Here is a 14482-nt window from a genome sequence, read left to right on the forward strand (position 1 = left end):
ACATGGTTGTTTTGGGTTTGGTGATCGGCTTTCCGCTGCTTGGTTTCCTCGTCTTGCTTGCCTTTGGGAAACGGATGGGAGACCCTGGAGCTGGCTGGTTCGGGACGATAGCGGTCGCTTCAAGTTTTGTCGCCGCGGTCGCAACCTGGATCGTTCTTTTGACCAAGCATGGGGCAAGTCGCACCCAAATATTGCACGTATTCCCTTGGTTCCATGCGGGAAGTCTGCAGGTGAACATCACCTTCCGGGCTGATCCACTCTCCGTTGTGATGATCCTCTTCGTAACTGGGGTTGCGGCACTCATCCATCTCTATTCGATCGGCTACATGAAGCGTGATGCGCGCTTCCACCAGTTTTTCGTCTACCTCAACCTCTTCGTCTTCTCGATGCTCGTTCTCGTGACCGCCAACAACCTTCCGCTGACCTTTCTTGGGTGGGAGGGAGTAGGGGCTTGTTCCTATTGGTTGATCTCGTTTTGGTTTGAACGTCCGACCGCGGCCAGTGCAGGTAAGAAGGCCTTCATCATCAATCGCATTGGTGACATGGGTTTCATGTTGGGAACCTTCCTGATCTTTCTTAACCTCCATTCGGTTAGCTACTCGAAGGTGCTACCCGAGGCCCATCAGCTGTCTAGCGGGACAGCAGAGGCGATCGCACTGTTGTTCTTTCTGGCAGCTGCAGGCAAGTCAGCACAGTTGCCGTTGTTTACCTGGTTGCTTGATGCCATGGAGGGACCAACCCCTGTATCGGCTTTGATCCATGCCGCGACAATGGTGACCGCAGGGGTTTACCTGATGGCACGGCTGTCGCCGATCCTTGCGCTCGCTCATGCCGCGTCGATGACGATCGCGATCATCGGTGTGATTACCGCGTTCGTGGCGGCGATGGCGGCGACTTCGCAGACTGACATCAAGAAAATTGTGGCCTTCTCAACGGTGAGCCAATTGGGCTACATGATGCTCGGCATCGGAACGGGTGCCTACATTGCGGCGATCTTTTTGATGGTTACGCACGCCTTCTATAAGGCGCTGATCTTCTTGTCCTCTGGATCGGTGATCCATTCGCTCGACAATGAACAGAGCATCCGGCGCATGGGTGCGCTTGCGAAGTTGATGCCGATTACTGCATGGACCATGATCATCGCCTGGCTCTCCATCGCTGGCGTACCGCCGTTTTCTGGTTTCTTCTCGAAGGGCTCCGTACTTGAGGATGCCTTCGGTCGCAACGAGTTGCTCTGGGTTGTTGGTGTGGTGACCGCCTTGTTGACGGCGTACTACATGGGCCGTCTCGTCTTTGTGGTCTTCTACGGCAAGGCACGCTGGGAGGAGATCACCCATGGTCACGATCCACATGAGTCGCCCCGCATCATGACGATCCCGCTGATCGTGCTGGCCGTTGCGGCGGCGACTGCAGGTCTGTTGAACCTACCCTACGGTGGCCTTCGTTTCCTGCACAACTGGCTAGCGCCGGTCTTCGGTTCCGCCTTAGTCACCTATCATCTCTCGAGTTCAGAGAAGGTGTTACTCCCGGCCACCGATGCTGTCGTTGCTCTCCTTGGTATCTTCCTGGCATGGCGTCTGTGGCGCAATCACTCCGAACGCAAAGCGCTTGAACCCGCGGTGCTGTTCAAGGGCTGGTATATCGATACCTTCTATGACCGGACCTTTGCGCGCGGAGGTACGGCCTTAGCGAAGCTCGGCGATCGAGTCGTTGACCCCACCATCATCGACGGAGCGGTTGGAGGAGTCGCTTGGCTGTTTCGTTGGGTGGGTGGACTTGGTAAACGAGTGCAGTCGGGATTGGTTCGGAGTTATCTCCTGATAATGGTCGCAGGGATCGTGGTGGTCCTTGCGTATGTGCTCGTGAGTGCGGCGCGGTAGAGAGGAATTCGATGACGTTACTCGATTGGCTGATAGCACTTCCCGCCCTAGGAGCTCTGGTGGTACCGATGATGGCCCTGCCACCGGAGAACCAGAAGTTGATTCGATATTTTGGGATTGCGATCTCCTTGGTGGAGTTAGGTATCGCCATTGGTATGGCGATCGCCTTCAAGCTTCATACAAGTTCCTATCAGTTTGTCACCAAGGTTCACTGGATTGGAGCTTTTGGAATCGACTGGTATCTGGGAGCCGACGGTATCTCGTTGGTGCTCGTACTGCTGACGGCGGTGCTCTTCACCATCGCCATGTTCGCGATGAAGGGGGTAAAGGACTATCGAGCCTATGTCGGTTGGATGTTGCTCCTTGAGGCAGCATGCATGGGTAGCTTTACTGCTCTGGACCTTTTTCTCTTCTTCGTCTTCTTTGAGCTGACGCTGGTACCTAGCTATTTTTTGATTGCCGACTTCGGCTTAGGGGCATCGGGACGAGCGGCGATCAAGTTTTTTGTCTACACCTTTGCAGGCTCAGCCTTTCTGCTAGTGGGTATCGTCTCGCTGGTCTTTATCCATGATCACCAGACTGGACATCTCACCTTCTCGTTGCCGGCGCTTATGCATACGAGGCTTCCAAAAGATACCGCAATACTGCTGTTTCTGGCTTTTGCCGCCGCCTTTGCCGTCAAGACGCCGATCTTTCCTTTCCACACCTGGTCGCCGGATACCTATCGTTCTGCTCCTATCCCGGCCGTAGTGATTCTGGCGGGTGTCATGGCCAAGCTTGGTACCTATGGTCTCATTCGGTTCAACCTGGAGTTGTTCCCCGCGACCTCTCGGGAACTTGCTTGGTTGATGTTGACGCTTGGAGTTGTCGGTATTCTCTACGGCGCGATCGTGGCGGCTGGTGAACGGGATCTTGGTCGAATGGTCGCCTACTCATCGCTGTCGCATATGGGGTTCATCGTGCTTGGCATCTTTGCCTTTTCGGCCGAAGCCCTCTCGGGGAGCACGCTCCAGATGGTGAATCACGGCATCTACACCGCTGCTATCTTCCTACTGCTGGGGATGATCTACGAGCGGCGAGGCACCTTGGATATGAACAAGCTCGGAGGCCTTCAAAAGAAGGCGCCCATCTTCGCCGCTGTCTTCATCCTCGTCGTCATGGGTATGATCGGTCTGCCGGGGTTGAACGGCTTCGTCGGGGAGTTCTTAATTCTTATCGGCACCTTCATCACCCATCGGTGGTGGGCGGTCGTTGCGGTATTGGGTGTTGTTCTGAGCGCGATCTATCTCCTCTGGGCCTACCAGCGGGTGTTCCACGGAGAACCCAAGGACGATCGTAGCTTTCGTGACTTGGCGCCGCGTGAGGCGTTGTTGCTGCTGCCCTTGGTCGCCCTCATCGTCTTTCTGGGGATCTATCCAATCCCACTTTTGGCACGCATCAACCCGTCGACCGCGGCAATCGTTCACCATGTCGCTACTGCTCCGGCACTCGGGAAATCGACCGTGTCTTCGAATGTAACTGGAGGGGCAAAGTAGTGTTTGGAACGCTCGTATCACAGTTGCCAATTCGGCTTCCAGCGATCTCCTATCAAGCGATCGCTCCAGAGATGATCCTCTTTGGTGCAGCCCTCGTGGTACTTGCACTGTCGGCTACCATCGGCCGACGCGAGCACCCTGAACTCTATCGTGGAATTGGTCTCTTGGCCGCCCTGGGAGAGGGGGCTTGGTCGGCGAACCTCTTGCGGCTGGTCGATAAGCATGGGCCGTCTCTCGCGATCGCCGGGGCTATTGCAAACGATGGGTTTGCTGCGGTCGTGGGTATCATCGTGGCCGCTGCGCTCGTGCTCACCATGTTGATTGGGCCAGGGTTCGTTCGTTCGGTTGCAGGCCAAGGGCCGGAGTTCGTGACGTTACTTTTGATATCGGCAACGGGAGCGATCGTCATGGCCCAGGCGGAGGACTTGATCGTTATCTTCCTGGGGTTGGAGATTCTTTCGATTGCGCTCTACATCATGGTCGGCTTCCGACTCCGAGATGGTCTCTCACGCGAGGCGGCCTTTAAGTACTTCATTCTCGGCGGTTTCTCGTCTGCGGTGTTTCTCTATGGCGTCGCGCTCGTCTACGGTGCGACCGGTTCGACGAACCTATTGAAGATCGGTTCGTTCCTTTCGACGCACGTGTTGATCAATAACGGGGTACTGCTCTTTGGCATCGCGTTGATCTTGGTGGGTTTTGGCTTCAAGATCTCCGCCGTCCCCTTCCATGTGTGGTCTCCTGACGTCTATCAGGGGGCTCCCACCTCTGTTACGGGATATATGGCGGCGATGGCTAAAATCGCTGCGTTCTCTGCCCTTTTGCGAGTACTCACGGTCGCCTTCCATCTCCAGCTCCAGTACTGGCGACCGATTGTGATCGGACTCGCGGTGTTGTCGCTGGTTTTTGGTGCTGTTTTCGCGTTGCGCCAGCGCGAGGTAAAACGAATGCTGGCGTACTCGTCGATCAATCATGCGGGCTTCATCCTGCTGGGAGTTTTGGCGGCGACCAGTGGAGGTACTCGTGATGCGTTGTTCTATCTTGCCGCCTACTCGGTCATGGTGATTGGAACTTTTGGCTTGATCTCGTTGATCCAGGTCGACGCAGGGAAAACGGAGGGTTCCCTGTCCTTGACGGAGGTCCGAGGACTCGGACAACGGAGGCCTGCGGTCGCAATTCTGCTCGCGATCTTGGTGCTCGCGCAGGCGGGAGCCCCCTTTACGAGCGGATTCATCGCCAAGTTTTCGGTCATTACCGCGGTGATCGCCGTCAACGAGTACTGGATCGCTGTCGTGGCGATGATCACCGCAGCGATCGCTGTCGCCTTCTACCTGCGACTTGTCCTCGCCCTGTTTGCGCGGGACGAACAGACCGCTGGCGTCGGCGATGCCCTGTATCCCGTGCCAGTCCGTGGAGGAAGTGATGCGGGATTGGTCCAGTCATCACGAGCGGCGCAGGTGCCGGTCTGGATTGGCATTTGGCTCTCCGTTGCGATTACGGTGTTCTTTGGAGTATTCCCGACGCTGTTGTTGAATCTGGTGGCTAAAGGCAAAATCTTTTTGTAGTGAGAGCGTCAATCGTGCCGTCGTGCTCGGTATACCCTCAGCTCGTAGAACCTCTCACCGCACTGTGGTGGCGGTGGTAGTGCCCGAGATTGCCAGTGGACGATTGCAGCTAAGGCCAGCGTTAGTATGACCCACGTGCGTTTCCCCTCTTCCGTCACCGTCCGTCGCGGAGTCGGCGTCCTCGTCACTGGCCTTATCGCTGGTGTGGGAGTGGTGGTGTTTCGGTGGACCCTTCGTGCGCTGGTCGACCTGTTGCAGCGTGCCATTGGTGTCAAGAGGCTGGTCGCGGTCACGGAGATCTCCCGCCTGACTGGTGGGCGGCTGTGGCTGTTACCGGTCTTTATCCTGATCGGTTTTCTTCTGGCCAAGGTGGTGTCCGTGCAGAGCGGGGTAGCACGCCGAGGCGAACGGGGCGCGGATCGCGTGATTGAAGTCGTCAACGGATCGACGGTGAAGTTGCCGATGCCTGAAGCGTTGGGTACCGGAGTGGCAGGTGTGATCGCACTGGGTACTGGCGTGTCGGGAGGACCAGAAGGTCCGATTGCGATGCTCGTTGGGGGTCCATTGATCAACTGGTTGCCGCGATTGGGTTTGGAGAAGCGCGACGTCCGAATGTTCGTGGCGTGTGGTGTGGGTGCCGCACTCGCCTGCCTGTTTCAGGCCCCGCTAGCAGGTGTTTTGCTTGCTGGGGAACTCTTTGTTGTCGGCGGGTTCCTTGGGGTGGTCATACTCCCTGGCCTCTTGATCACCGCTATTGCCTGGGGTGTCGATACCGCGGTGTTCGGGGGCTCTCCACTGATCGGGCACCTTTCGTTCGGTACTATCCACCCCCAAGCGTACGCCACCGCCGTGGTGGCAGGTGTGATCGCCGGGGCGATTGGGCTGCTCTATCGGTGGTGGATTGTCGTCGCAGGGAAGGAGATTATTCGACGCTCTCGATCAGCCTGGTGGCGATGGGCCGTGATCGCCCTTGGGGTTACGGTGATCACGTCGGGGATTGCCTTCGTGGCTCCCGAGGTTCTCTCCACCGGGACGGGCTGGATCCGACTGGTCGTGCTCGGTGCCGTGCTGCGGTCATGGCCTCTTTGGCTGCTGCTGTTGGTTCCCGTTGCGCGACTGGTCCTAACAGGATTGAGCCTGTCGGCCGAGGCTCCGATTGGGGTGCTTGGTCCAGCGCTCATTATCGGTACCTTTAGTGGCGCCGCACTCTGGCGGCTGGCGGCCTTGGCGCACGTCCCGGTGAGCTTTGGCTCTTTGGCAACGGTGGCGCTGCTCATGTTTGCCGCTGTGTTCGGCTCGATTGGCAGGGTCCCACTGTCGATGATCGTGATCGCACTCGAGGCGACTGGATCGATGACGATTGCGCCGTTGTTGGTGGTTGCGGTTGGCGTTGCGACGGTCATCGTCCATCGACGCGGAATGACCATCTTTGGTGCCCAGGCCACCCCAGGTCAAAGCCCGCTGGCGCCTTTAGGTTGATGAGGCGACGTGTTCCTCTGTCGAGGGGCTGTTGTTGAGGAAGCGCCCGATGACTGGAAGATCCCAGAGCGACTCTGCTTTGCCAGCAGCGATGGCGATGGCGGGTACGTTCTCGATGCTGTCAACCACGAGATAGCGCGGTAACCAGGTGGGTTCGAACTTTGCGTTGAAGTGCCAAAGTGATTCGATCTGCATGGAGTCGGAGAGTCGACCAAGGACCCAACGCTCCACTCGCGAGGGTATGCCTGAACCCCGCTCGCCGGCCAAGACCGCGCGCATGGCGGCAAAGTTGAGACTTAATGTTTGGTAGCCCTGATCGTTGAGTTGCCGGATCGTCTCTACGATGAGGAGATCGAACATACCGTTGGGGTGTTCACCTAGGTCGCGCCGCATGAGGTCAAGGGAGTAACCATGTACCGCAGGAGCGGGTACCCACTGGCAAAAGCCGGTGATCGTCGCGTCAGCGTTACGACAGACACTCATCAGAAGGTCGTTGTCTCGGGGATCGAAGACACGCCCGAGCGTCATCGAGAAACCGCGTTCGTGGTCACCCCGACGCGATGAGGCCATAATGGCGAGGATCTGCCTGCGATCCTGTTCGGCCAGCTGCAACGGGTTGATAAGGCTGACCGAGTACCCGTACTTTTTCATTCTGTTGACGGCTTGACGTAAGCTTTTGTGACGTTTCCCGGCCAAGTCCAGATTTGCCAGTGTTACGAGCGCCTCATCGCCGATGTAGTAGCTGCGCATGTTGAGGTTGTGGTAGATGCGTTGCCACTCGGCGCTGGCCCCAAGAACAGCGATCGAGCGTCCTAGCCGCTTCATCTCGGTAAAGAACTCGATGAAGGCCTGTGGTGCGTTCGATCGAGGTCCAATGGGGTCAGGCGAGACGATGATCGTCGATCCGAAGATACCATAGGCGATCACGACTCCATGGCGTACCCAGTGGAGTTTATCATCGCGTAGGACGAAGTAGTCGAGGGTCCCTTGCGGGTGTGACGACAGGATCTGGCTGAGCGCGGTAACGCTGAGATCAGATCTGGAATCGAGGTGAACGTAGGTCGACAGTGGCGCAATGACAGTCCAGATAGTGATGAGGAGGAGGACTACCATCGCAAGTTGCATAGCGTCACGCAGGTAGGGGTGATTGAAAGGTAAGGGTGCATGGGTCGACACCCCTATCGAGACCGCGATGATCTGGCCAAATGTTGGCACGATTCGATAGAGTTCCTGCCGGCGAAAGAGCAGATGGGCGACGATGGTGGCGCTGTCGGCGACGATCCAGAGGAGCAGGGTGGTTACCACTATCCTGCCCAAACGGGTAAGACTCGGCCGAGCAGGGGTCGGTTGGTCGAACGCTCGTCGGTTGAGGAGCAGTATCGCTAAGACGACGCCGAGGACGATCAGCGTGGGTAAATCACCACCGCGTGCAAGGTTGGCCAAGAAGGCGACAAAGCCGACGGCGACGGTGATCTGGAACGAACGTCGTCGACCAGCGTGCAGGCCAAGGGCGACAGCGATCATGCCGACGCCTGCTGCTGTGGTGATCGCATTGGCGTAGCTGCGAATGAAGAGTGCGAGGTTTGGGAAAAGCGTCGACACGAGCCTAAAGTGGCTGTGTAGGGGTGGGATCAGGGAGGTGGCGAGCTCGGTGAGGCCACCCAAGAAGACCACGATGGCACTCACTCGTCGAAAGGGCAGGCTCGGGCTACGCAGGTTGTCTTGCACTACTGGTGAGTAACTTGGACCACCAGGGATACTCGCCAGGAGGCGGGGTTTGGGTTGGTGGAGGTCCTTCGCGGCCAGGAGTCTCAGTAGCCGTGATGGCGCGACGAGTCGCTGAAGCGACCAAAGGTTGATCCGCAGGGTTGCTCCTGGCTCTATCTCCAGCCAAGAGGTGTCGGTCGCGGCGACGTAGAGTGCGGGGATTGGAAGTCGCGTTGGCAGTCGGATAACGGTGGTGGAAAAGGTCCCAGGAGAGGCAAAAATTCCATTGCTAGTGGTGATGAGCTCTTTTGTTCGCGTCGCGGCGCTGATCATGCCATGATACCCATGCTTGGTGAACTCATCGAAGCGGAGACGCTCCGAGGCGTTTGGATCGAGGGTGCGCAGGGCGGAGTCCAGTGGGGTGTCGAGGATGCGCAGCGTGCCTCGACTGGTGAAGAACGAGACCGTAACGGCAAGGACAACATCGAGGACGATGGCCATCGCTACTAGCTCCGTGTTGGTAATGAGCGCCGACTGTCGGCGCAGGAGGGGTATCGCGAGGAGAATTGGGATCCGAATCGCCAAGATGATCACCAAGGGGATGGTTGTCCAGAGAACGAGCGCACGTAGCCTCCGGTAGAAGGATCGTGAGGCGATATAGCGAGCGAGCGATGCCTGGGGGTGGAGCTTGTCGGCGTCGCGGAACCGACTTCCCTGCTGGCTCAAGCGGGCAAGAATCGTGTCGCGTGGATCGGTCGGTTGGCCTTGGCCGGGATCGACGAGGATGTGTTGCGTGCCATGGTCGTCGTAGGTGAGATCGAGACGCGAACATAGCTGGAGTTCGCCCTCGGCATCACCAGCAAAGCCAACGGATTGGCGAAGGCGATCGACGTCGGTCTGTGGGGCGACGAGGTAGGAGCGGTGGTGACGCTGAAGAAGGTCCATGAACAGAGACAGATGCGTGGAAGCGTTGTGACTGATGGGGCCGCAGATGATGACGACATCCTCGTCGCTGAGACCATCGGTGGCCTGGTGGTACTCATCGTCGATGGTCTGAGGTTGGTCGAGCACGGCACTCGAAAGGACGATTGCCCTCTGGCCTGGTCGAAGATGATAGGTCGTCCCCATTGGGGATGCCTAGTCGCGGAAGTTGACGAATTGCAACGGCACGTCAGCGATCTTCTCTTTGAGCTGGGTCATGACTGCTTGCAGATCGTCACGCTTTTTGCTGGTGACCCGCACCTGCTCTCCCTGGATCTGTGCCTGGACGCCCTTGATAGCCATCGTTTTGATGGCTCCGGTAACCTGCTTTGCCCGCTCACCCTCGAGGCCAGAGATGAGACGGATTGATTGGCGTACCGTGCCCTTGGCTGCGTCCTCCACCTTTTGTCGGTCGAGGGCCTTGAGCGAGACCGAACGCTTGACAAGCCGTTCTTCGAGCACGGTCATCACTGCTTTGAGGCGGTCCGGCGTATTCGAAGCGAGGGTGATGATCTGATCACCCTCGTTCAAAACCACTGAGGAATCGGTGTTCTTAAAGTCGAAGCGGGTAGCGATCTCGCGACTTGCCTGGTCAACCGCATTTTTAACTTCTTGGATATCAATCTCTGAAACTACGTCGAATGAAGGCATACTGGTAGACTATTATGTCCTCACCAGGGTCGGTGCCCGAGTGGCCAATGGGAGCAGACTGTAAATCTGCCGGCGTACGCCTACGGGGGTTCGAATCCCTCCCGGCCCACCGAGGGGTCTAGCGTGGAGCGATGTGGGAACATCCGCTGCGCGCTAGACTGTAGCGAGCTCATGGAGAACAACACTAGCGAGCCAAGCGCCGCATCGCACGAGGGACAGCTGCAGGAGAATGGACGGCTTCGTCGTGGGCGAGCCAAGCAATGGGCACAATCTTCCCAAGGCGCGAGCAAGATTGCTTCCGGTGAAATAGAGGCTGGAAACCGAGTGCAGTCTCGCACCCAAAGCCAATCAGCCAGCGGGACACTGGGCAGAGCGATCCGTCTTGTTCGGCGGTGGTTTGCTTGGGCCAATGCCGACAATCTCATGCACGTGAACCCTCTTTGGACCGGGTTTATCGGCTCGCTCTTGGTTTTTCTGGGTTCGCTTCAGGCGAACTCCCCCTTTACGTCCAAGATTCCTGGATCCTGGTATCTTGGCGTCAACGCCACCCCTCACCCAGGGAACGTGGTTGTTGAACTACTTGCCCAATCGCTGGTCTACTACGGCCTTATCCTGACCGGTGTCGCCTGGCTGAGAATCGTGGTGGGTAGTCGTCGTGGTGAGGAACTGCGTCATAAGTGGCTCTTGTTTGGGCTGTGGATTTTGCCGTTGATGGTGGCTGGACCGCTTTTTTCACGGGACGTATACTCCTATGCCGCGCAGGGTCGTATGGTTACGCTTGGTATCAACCCTTACAGTGGTGGCCCCGCGCTACTCGGGAACAGCGCCTATCGATCGACGGTCGACCCGTTGTGGGGTATGGCAAAGGCGCCCTATGGCCCATTGTTTCTTGCGTTGGCGGGAGGACTTGTTGAGCTGGCTGGTCACTCTCCACTGCTGACCGTGCTGCTTTTGCGGCTGGTCGCCCTTATCTCGGTCGTGGTCATTGGGATTTTTGTTCTTAAGATTGCTGATCTGTTGGGAGTGAATCGTGATCTTGCTTTTGCTCTCTCAGCAGCAAATCCTATTCTGCTCTATACCTTCGCATCCGCAGGGCATAACGATGCGCTGATGACTGCACTGATGCTTGTGGGGATCTACCTTTTCCTCAAGGATCGGAGGTTGGCTGGTATTGTCGTGGTGGCTTTGGCGGCGTCCGTCAAGGTCCCAGCGATTGTAGCGATTGGTTTTATGGGCTACCACTGGAGCAACTCCGAGCGGGTACTGAGCAAACTCCGCGGGCTGGTCATCGCCGTGATGCTGACGGTGGCGATTTTCTACCTGCTGGGGCTTGTCACCCATTTAGGGATGGGCTGGATTCCTGCCCTATCCACACCGGGTTCGGTACTGTCGTTCGAGGACCCGATCATCCTCGTGGGTTACGCATTAGGTTGGGTGTTGGCGCACCTTGGCCTACCGTTTGGACCGCATTTCGTGGTTGGTGTCTTCCGCGCTATCGGTGATGTGCTTATTTTGCTCATCGGAGGGATCACCATCCTTGGGAGCCGTCGCTCGAATATCGTAAGGTTGACCGGCGTTGTACTTGTGGTGACTGTTGTACTTGGACCGGTTATCTGGCCATGGTATCTGGGTTGGGGAATAGTGTTGTTGGCGCTTGGAGCTGGAGATTTGACCGTAGATTTTCTGGTGCTTCTCACCCTGTCTGCGATGCCTATTGATTTCCTAGGGGCACCAACTGCTTTTGCATGGATCGGTTACGCGGGGCTCGTCACTGTCCTCTATCGTCGGCGGGCGAGTCTCTTCCGCGAGGCCGGCGAGGTCTATGATGGGTTTCGAGCGGCCCTTGGAGAGGCTGTTCCTGCCCGTTACCAGCGCTGGTTGCCTCAATTCGTTCGCATTGCCACTGATTCGTGATCCTCTCGCAGGAGATCACTGTGGGTAGGTCGGTGTTCCGCGATGACGATCAGCTGGTTATCTCATGAGTGAGCAGACTGAGGAACGGATTGAGGAAGCTGTTGCTACGCTGTCGACCCAACATGCCTTGATGGCCCAGTTCGCAAGGCTCTACGGCACCCCGCGCCTTTACCGGGATTCGTTCGATCCGGGTCGAAGGGATGAGCAGGGTCGAAGGGGCATGCGCGATGATAGCGATGCGTTCGGCTTCTTGGTGGAGACTCTGGTCTATCAACAGCTGTCGGGGTCGTCGGCGCGAGCGATCCTTGATCGTTTGATCTTGGCTACCGGACTAGAGATCGACGCGATTCGTGGACTTGGTGATGAAGAACTGCGCCGTATCGGGCTTTCGGGTCCGAAGATAAAGACGTTGGAGCGGCTCTGCGCCAGCGTCACTCGTGAGGAGCTTGCGCAACTCGCTTGCTGCGATGATGAGACGGTCCGAAGTTATATTGTGGGACTCTACGGCTTTGGCGAGTGGAGTGCAGATATGTATCTGATGTTTCATCTGCAGCGGCTCGATGTCTGGCCGGTGGGTGATCTGGCGATGCGAAGAAGCGTTGAGCGACATCTGGCCGATAATCGTACGATGACGTTGTCGGAGTTGGTGGCCCAAGGTGAGCACTTTCGACCGTTCCGTTCCCTGGCTGCATGGTATTTTTGGGCTGATGATCACGCACAGGGCCGTTAGCGATTCAGGTAGCGCAAGCGGGGCAGAGCAGTTCTTCGCTCGGATTTGGGTTCTGTTATCGGAGCTGTCGCTGTAAAATCGCCATATCGAGCCACTTGCCGAACTTGCGACCGATCTCATGTTCAACGCCTACGAGCCTGAATTCACAGCTGAGATGGAGCTGTAACGAGGCTCGATGGTCGGCGACGATGTGAGCGATGCAGCTATGGAAGCCTAATGAGGTTGCCGTTGCCAACAGGTGCTCCAACAACAGATGTCCAACACCCTGTCGTTGATGTAGGGGGTCGATATAGACGGAGTCCTCCACAGTGGAGTTGTACCCCGCTCGAGGGCGAAAGGGGGAGATGGTTGCGTAACCGATCGGATGATCATCTTGCACCGCAACCAACGCTGGATAGATGCCAGAGTGCAGCTCCAGCCAGCGTTCTTGCTCGAGACGAGTGCGGGGTTCTAAGTCGAGCGTCGCCGTAGATGACAGCACGGCGTGGTTATAGATTTGGCGTAGGATCTCCCCGTCCTCTGGGAGGATGTGGCGGATCATGATGGGTGAGGATATTGGCAGGGTCATTGCCAGGACTCGGAGTGGTAGCGGAGACGAACAGCGGGGGGACCCTGTGGAGTCGTGTTCACGGGATCCTGATCAATGGGAGAATGTGGAGGACTGAGCCCACGAAAGTGAGTAGGGTGTGAGGATCAATTCTCATGACCTAGTATCATAGATTGAGCCTTATACGTATTGCCCCCTTAGCTCAGTCGGCAGAGCACAGCCATGGTAAGGCTGGTGTCGTCGGTTCGATTCCGACAGGGGGCTCTGCAAGGCGGCGTAGCTCAGTAGGTAAGAGCACACGGCTCATAATCGTGGGGTCGTCGGTTCGAGTCCGACCGCCGCTACTGTGTCCGGGTAGGGCCATCGCCCGGGCTATCAACCAGGTTGCTCGCGACCTCGGGCTGCTCGACGTTGTCGTGTTGTTACGGGTCTGGCGGAGTTCGGCGCTTGGTGGACGTAATCGTTCATTACGGTGAGGTGGAGACGGTCGTGCTTGGAGTGAACGCCAAGGTTGGACTTGCTAAGGTGTAGTGGTAGCCGTGGCCGGTGCCGATTATTCTTATAGTTGAGTTTCGGTTCGGGGTTTTGATGTTGGTCGTGTTGATTGTTCATGATGCGGCTCAGAGAGGTAAATAATGGCAAAAAATGAGAAGCGGGTCAAGGTTACGTTGGCTTGCGAAGAGTGCAAGCGTCGCAACTACATCACGACGAAGAACAAGCAGAATGATCGCGAGCGCATCGAGATGCGCAAGTTCTGCCAGTGGGATCGCCGTCATACCCTTCACAAGGAGACACGCTGACCGCGCCAAAGGCGTTGCAGGCCGTTGGTGACCTCAAGCCAAGCTTCGAGGAGATCCTGAAGAGGACTCAACGGGCCAGTGCGAGTCTGGCGATGAGGATTTTGGGAGATGCTGAGAGCGTCGGCGATGTGCTGCAGGATGCCTATCTCAACGTCTATCGTTCGCTGGAGCGCTTTCGGGGAGACTCCAAATGTGAGACCTGGGTTTACCGAATCGTAGTGAACTCTGCACTTGGTCATCTTCGCGCTCGGAATCGGATTACTCATCGGGAATGCTCGCTTGAGGTGTGTTCACCGATTGCATCGGAGGTGAGTCGCGAGGACCCCAACGAGTCCACGGCCGCTGTGGTGGATCTCATCGCGCTACTCGATAGGGTACCACTCTCAACGCGAGAGTTACTTGTGATGCGATACGGCATGGGCTATAGCGTTCGGATGATCGCTGATGCGACGGGTCAAACAGAGTCAAACGTGAAGGTTCGCTTGTATCGTGCGCGTAAGCAGCTAGCCCTTCTCTTTGCTCAAGAGGCGGCCAACTCGGCAACAGAGGGTGCCAACGATGGGGATCCCCTGATAAGCTGGTAGCCCATAGAGGGTAGTAGCTCAATTGGTAGAGCACCGGTCTCCAAAACCGGGGGTTGGGGGTTCGAGTCCCTCCTGCCCTGCTGGTAGAGTGGCAACTTTTGTGAAGTACGAG

The 14482-nt window shown here is 57.2% G+C and carries 11 protein-coding genes and 4 tRNA genes; 12 read left to right on the top strand and 3 right to left on the bottom strand.

Features of this window, described 5'->3' with window-relative positions:
• The first annotated feature begins 2 nt into the window (after positions 1–2).
• The 4 genes from nuoL (at position 3) to M7Q83_RS07065 (ending at position 6456) form a co-directional block, all read left to right on the top strand.
• Complete coding sequence (nuoL, locus tag M7Q83_RS07050) at positions 3–1880, top strand: NADH-quinone oxidoreductase subunit L (protein ID WP_298336800.1); 1878 nt, start codon at positions 3–5, stop codon at positions 1878–1880.
• An 11-nt stretch (positions 1881–1891) separates the two neighbouring features.
• Entirely contained in the window at positions 1892–3415 is a 1524-nt protein-coding gene (locus M7Q83_RS07055) for an NADH-quinone oxidoreductase subunit M (RefSeq protein WP_298336802.1), read from the top strand.
• Entirely contained in the window at positions 3415–4977 is a 1563-nt protein-coding gene (locus M7Q83_RS07060; RefSeq protein WP_298336804.1) for an NADH-quinone oxidoreductase subunit N, read from the top strand. Before M7Q83_RS07055 ends, M7Q83_RS07060 begins: the two co-directional genes overlap by 1 nt.
• Positions 4978–5112: 135 nt before the next feature.
• On the top strand, positions 5113–6456 hold the full coding sequence (locus M7Q83_RS07065) for a chloride channel protein (RefSeq protein ID WP_298336806.1): 1344 nt from the start codon (positions 5113–5115) through the stop codon (positions 6454–6456).
• On the opposite strand, the gene M7Q83_RS07070 is transcribed toward M7Q83_RS07065, so the two are convergent.
• Both M7Q83_RS07070 and M7Q83_RS07075 read right to left on the bottom strand, forming a co-directional pair.
• Positions 6448–9291, bottom strand: coding sequence for a phosphatidylglycerol lysyltransferase domain-containing protein (locus M7Q83_RS07070; protein WP_298336808.1), 2844 nt, complete (start codon positions 9289–9291; stop codon positions 6448–6450). The genes M7Q83_RS07065 and M7Q83_RS07070 overlap by 9 nt on opposite strands.
• A gap of 9 nt (positions 9292–9300) precedes the next feature.
• The gene (locus M7Q83_RS07075) at positions 9301–9795 is read right to left on the bottom strand and encodes a YajQ family cyclic di-GMP-binding protein (RefSeq protein WP_298336810.1); all 495 of its coding nucleotides are present in this window, start codon (positions 9793–9795) and stop codon (positions 9301–9303) included.
• A gap of 26 nt (positions 9796–9821) precedes the next feature.
• Between M7Q83_RS07075 and M7Q83_RS07080 the strand changes: the two genes are divergently transcribed.
• The 3 genes from M7Q83_RS07080 (at position 9822) to M7Q83_RS07090 (ending at position 12439) form a co-directional block, all read left to right on the top strand.
• Positions 9822–9904, top strand: a tRNA-Tyr gene (locus M7Q83_RS07080).
• A gap of 62 nt (positions 9905–9966) precedes the next feature.
• Positions 9967–11709, top strand: coding sequence for a polyprenol phosphomannose-dependent alpha 1,6 mannosyltransferase MptB (gene mptB, locus M7Q83_RS07085; protein WP_298336811.1), 1743 nt, complete (start codon positions 9967–9969; stop codon positions 11707–11709).
• A 64-nt stretch (positions 11710–11773) separates the two neighbouring features.
• Positions 11774–12439, top strand: coding sequence for a hypothetical protein (locus M7Q83_RS07090; protein WP_298336813.1), 666 nt, complete (start codon positions 11774–11776; stop codon positions 12437–12439).
• A gap of 55 nt (positions 12440–12494) precedes the next feature.
• Here M7Q83_RS07090 and M7Q83_RS07095 read toward each other — a convergent pair whose 3' ends face one another.
• Positions 12495–12980 (bottom strand): GNAT family N-acetyltransferase, encoded by a 486-nt coding sequence (locus M7Q83_RS07095; protein WP_298336815.1) that lies wholly within the window; start codon positions 12978–12980, stop codon positions 12495–12497.
• 197 nt (positions 12981–13177) lie between these two features.
• Between M7Q83_RS07095 and M7Q83_RS07100 the strand changes: the two genes are divergently transcribed.
• The 5 genes from M7Q83_RS07100 to M7Q83_RS07120 all read left to right on the top strand — a co-directional run bounded on the left by M7Q83_RS07100 (position 13178) and on the right by M7Q83_RS07120 (position 14450).
• Positions 13178–13250: transfer RNA gene (locus M7Q83_RS07100), tRNA-Thr, on the top strand.
• Positions 13251–13256: 6 nt separating this feature from the next.
• Positions 13257–13330: transfer RNA gene (locus M7Q83_RS07105), tRNA-Met, on the top strand.
• A 291-nt stretch (positions 13331–13621) separates the two neighbouring features.
• On the top strand, positions 13622–13786 hold the full coding sequence (rpmG, locus tag M7Q83_RS07110) for a 50S ribosomal protein L33 (protein ID WP_081901041.1): 165 nt from the start codon (positions 13622–13624) through the stop codon (positions 13784–13786).
• The gene (locus M7Q83_RS07115; protein WP_298336817.1) at positions 13747–14370 is read left to right on the top strand and encodes a sigma-70 family RNA polymerase sigma factor; all 624 of its coding nucleotides are present in this window, start codon (positions 13747–13749) and stop codon (positions 14368–14370) included. Before rpmG ends, M7Q83_RS07115 begins: the two co-directional genes overlap by 40 nt.
• 7 nt (positions 14371–14377) lie before the next feature.
• Positions 14378–14450, top strand: a tRNA-Trp gene (locus tag M7Q83_RS07120).
• The last annotated feature ends 32 nt before the right edge of the window (positions 14451–14482 follow it).

Source organism: Ferrimicrobium sp., from assembly GCF_027364955.1.
GTDB lineage: Bacteria > Actinomycetota > Acidimicrobiia > Acidimicrobiales > Acidimicrobiaceae > Ferrimicrobium.

Excerpts from the sequence above, each read along its gene's own strand:
- M7Q83_RS07090 (WP_298336813.1), top strand. The coding sequence starts at position 11,774 with ATGAGTGAGCAGACTGAGGAACGGATTGAGGAAGCTGTTGCTACGCTG.
- M7Q83_RS07070 (WP_298336808.1), bottom strand. The coding sequence starts at position 9,291 with ATGGGGACGACCTATCATCTTCGACCAGGCCAGAGGGCAATCGTCCTT.
- rpmG (WP_081901041.1), top strand. The coding sequence starts at position 13,622 with ATGGCAAAAAATGAGAAGCGGGTCAAGGTTACGTTGGCTTGCGAAGAG.
- M7Q83_RS07075 (WP_298336810.1), bottom strand. The coding sequence starts at position 9,795 with ATGCCTTCATTCGACGTAGTTTCAGAGATTGATATCCAAGAAGTTAAA.
- M7Q83_RS07055 (WP_298336802.1), top strand. The coding sequence starts at position 1,892 with ATGACGTTACTCGATTGGCTGATAGCACTTCCCGCCCTAGGAGCTCTG.
- mptB (WP_298336811.1), top strand. The coding sequence starts at position 9,967 with ATGGAGAACAACACTAGCGAGCCAAGCGCCGCATCGCACGAGGGACAG.
- M7Q83_RS07095 (WP_298336815.1), bottom strand. The coding sequence starts at position 12,980 with ATGATCCGCCACATCCTCCCAGAGGACGGGGAGATCCTACGCCAAATC.
- nuoL (WP_298336800.1), top strand. The coding sequence starts at position 3 with ATGGTTGTTTTGGGTTTGGTGATCGGCTTTCCGCTGCTTGGTTTCCTC.